The organism is Deltaproteobacteria bacterium (genome assembly GCA_016223005.1).
Classification (GTDB): domain Bacteria; phylum Desulfobacterota; class GWC2-55-46; order UBA9637; family GWC2-42-11; genus JACRPW01.
Map to the genome: position 1 here is coordinate 1 of JACRPW010000089.1, position 3,298 is coordinate 3,298.

The following is a 3,298-nucleotide window of genomic DNA, read 5'->3' on the forward strand; positions in this document are numbered from 1 at the left end:
CTATATTTTGTTATAGTTAAAAATAGCCATATATTTTCTCAATAAAAGAAAGTTGCCTCGTGAGACCTATCCCCGCAGATTGCAGGTTGTCCGACAATTCGTATATTGTGAATAGTGCGATATATGCTAAAATATAAGCCAAGGAAGATACACGAGGAGTGGCATGTATGTCATATATCAAATCGTATAAGGGGCCACAGTCGGTGGTTATTGCCACCAAGTATAATATTTCAAGCCCCCATCTTTACTGGGGTCTATATGACTGGAGATCCATCATTTCCTTGTCCAGAATGTTTCTGTAAAACCGACCTTCCATACGCCGTCTTCTTTAAACATCTTTAGAATTGCAGGTTTTTCTGATTTTTTATATGTTATTATAACCTCAGATCTATTCCCTTCTACAAGACCCATTTCCCATGTGCTGTGTTCCAGCACTATATCAGGATTAAAGGTGCTTAAAAATCCCTTCCAATATGATTTTGCAATAAGCCCGCCAATACTAAAATCAACATTTATCTGCTCTCTTGTATATTCAACCCCTGATTTAATGGCGCTTTTATAAGTATCCTCTACTATCATTTTTTTTGACTTAGAAGTCAAATATAGCCATATTGCCTTATGGTCATTATCCTTCATTGCCTTAAATAAAGATTCTGCTGATGAAAGGATGTTATCAATCTCTTTCTCAAGATTTTCAGATGAATGTGCATGGATTGGATGTATGAAAACAAGCAGGCAAATGATTAAAAAAAGATATGGGATGTTTTTCATTTAATGATATTCCTATAAAAAAACAAAGGCTGAAAACCTGCATGGCCTTCAGCCTTATTTAAATCTATGCTCTGGGTTATTAGTGATGGTGTGTTGTTGTTGTGCCTTCCTCTGTTGCTGCTGCAACTGCTGCAACTGCTGCTCCTAAAACTACTGCGCCTGCAGTTACTGTTCCTGCCAGACCCATAGTTGCTACCGTGCCTGCCAAGGCGCCAGCAGATATTGTACCTGCAGCGACTGTTGCCCCAACAAGTCCTGCCCCTGTAACACCAGCAGCTATTCCTGTTGCACCCAGACCTGATGCTATGGCTGCTGGGGTCCCAACCAGATAACCGCCGCCAAGTGCTGCAGGAAGAGGAATTGCCATCTGTGTTGCCCCTACTATTGGTGCAGTTGCTAGTGTTATGCCTTGCTGTGCTGCAAGCGCAGTAAGTTGGGCTGATGTCATACTAACCGTTGTTCCGTCAGCAAGCGCCATTACAGCAACTGCCCCTACCTGACTAAATGCTGCAGGCGGAAATAATATACTAACAATAAATAGAAGCACTATCATTTTACTTGTAAATCTTTTTGTCTTTTTCATAATTCCACCTCCTATTTCGGGTTCAATAAGAATTGAACCACTATGATGGATTTGTCTTATTTAAATAACAATTTGCTATCTTTGTCAAGAAAAATATTGGTATCCCTGCCTATAAAATCAAACAGGTCATTATGGTGTTCTATGTCCTGAGCAACATCCCTTGTCCATGGGGATAATCCGTAATGGAAAGATGTCCTTGAGTCACTGCCTTTAAATAGTCTTAATGGGATTATTACACCTATGCCTTTATCGTGATATCCCCTGTTGAAATCATCACTAAATACTGATGTGTCTGTGAAACTGTACCATGCAGAGAGTATGACACCATTTATAAATTTTGATACTGTAAGTTTTGTGCCGACATCACCTGCTAGAAATCTGCCTGTCTTAAAGTCAACAGAAATCTCCTTTTCAGGGAAATTAAGGCGGGTATTAAAAAATGTGGTGTGATAGAAATCCCTTGCATCGTCTTCTTTTAACTTGAACAAGTTATCCGGCATTCTTTTCTTGACGATACTGCCGCCTACCCCTAACACAACCCTGCCGTCAAAAAAAGGCTTTGCCACTTCACCGTCAAGCCCTGCATACTGAACCTCCAGATAACCTGCAGAAACCCTTCCATACAATTCATTAGGCATCTTATAGATTTGGTCAAACATGAGTTTTCCCAGAGCCACATTTTCCTTTTTATAATCTACAATATCTGTTCTGACAGGTATGGAAAGAGGCTTATTTCTACTGGTAACATTATTGATGGGATACCCTTCCAATCCTGTTACAATGGATGCCCCGTCCCAAGGGTGATAGGTCAGCCATCCAGCAATACCAAGCCTGTATTTGAAAAATCCTGATGGGTCGTTTAAAAATGTCTGGAAAGATGGTTTTATGCCATACTCAAATGTCTTTGTATGTTCCTGCGGCTCATCCAGCGCCTTTGAGATATCTGTATTAACCTTTGACAAATATCTGAACTCGCCTGCAGTGAGTTTTTCTGAATGCAAATCTATTATGTCTGCCATTGTTGTTGTAAATTCCATCTTTGATATCCCATTTTCTTTTATAATAATATGGACATTATTGACATCCTGTGGGGAAATCTCTGCAAGCACTTTTGTGATTACATCTATTGCCCTTGTTGTATAATAATATTTATCATTCTGCGCCTCTATCCATAAGTCATTATCCTTTACTGCAACACTTATGCCGCTGAATCCTGAATAATATAATACCCTTGTAATCCTTGCCCCAATGGAACTGTCTTTGTCCCGAAGTTTTTCTTTATATAAATGGTCATATATCGGTACAATGGGTTTCCCTATATCAAAATTAAAAGATAAATTAACACCAATCTGATTTCCCCTCTGGTAACTAAAATCTGCCTCTATCCATTTGTATGGCTTCCATCTAAAGCCGATGTTATAAGGTGAAGGAACAGGCTCATTAAAATATTTTGACCGTGCAGGGTCGCTTGTCTGTTTATGATATTTGATTGGGCTATATTCTAGGACAAAGGCATATTTGTCAGAAGGGGCAAATTGAATGCCTCCAAAGAATTGAGAATCTTTTAGCCATGTCTTTGACTCTTGAAACATCTCTATCCCAAAGCCCTCTCCCTGTGATGGAAGGGGATTTTTGCCAAATCTTCCATTGCCAAATCCGATTGTGAAATCAAAGGGATAGATTTGTTTGCTTGCCGCAAGATATTGAGATGAATAAACACGTGTTCCATGTGGGTCCATAATGCCGATGGCAAATGCAGGGAGGTATTTACTCTCTCGTATTAACTGATATTTTAAATCTATTGCCTTGTCTTTATAATTGCCATAACCAGATGTAAGGGCAGGAATATCAATTACCTCTGTTATCCTTCCATCTATTTCAAGTCCTTTAAGCGGACTTACACCCATATAATAATATCTGTAAGGTTTTATCTGGCTTACACCA

The 3,298-nt window shown here is 39.3% G+C and carries 3 protein-coding genes; all 3 read right to left on the reverse strand.

Annotation, left to right across the window (positions count from 1 at the left end; translation table 11 throughout):
* Positions 1-273: 273 nt before the first annotated feature.
* Complete coding sequence (locus HZC45_09025; GenBank protein ID MBI5683282.1) at positions 274-771, reverse strand: hypothetical protein; 498 nt, start codon at positions 769-771, stop codon at positions 274-276.
* A gap of 79 nt (positions 772-850) precedes the next feature.
* Positions 851-1,354 (reverse strand): hypothetical protein, encoded by a 504-nt coding sequence (locus HZC45_09030; protein ID MBI5683283.1) that lies wholly within the window; start codon positions 1,352-1,354, stop codon positions 851-853.
* A gap of 56 nt (positions 1,355-1,410) precedes the next feature.
* A partial coding sequence (locus HZC45_09035) for a YjbH domain-containing protein (protein MBI5683284.1) occupies positions 1,411-3,298 on the reverse strand: 1,888 nt, incomplete at its 5' end.

Bases quoted from the DNA above. Each gene is read 5' to 3' on its own strand.
- HZC45_09025 (MBI5683282.1), bottom strand. From the start codon at position 771: ATGAAAAACATCCCATATCTTTTTTTAATCATTTGCCTGCTTGTTTTC.
- HZC45_09030 (MBI5683283.1), bottom strand. From the start codon at position 1,354: ATGAAAAAGACAAAAAGATTTACAAGTAAAATGATAGTGCTTCTATTT.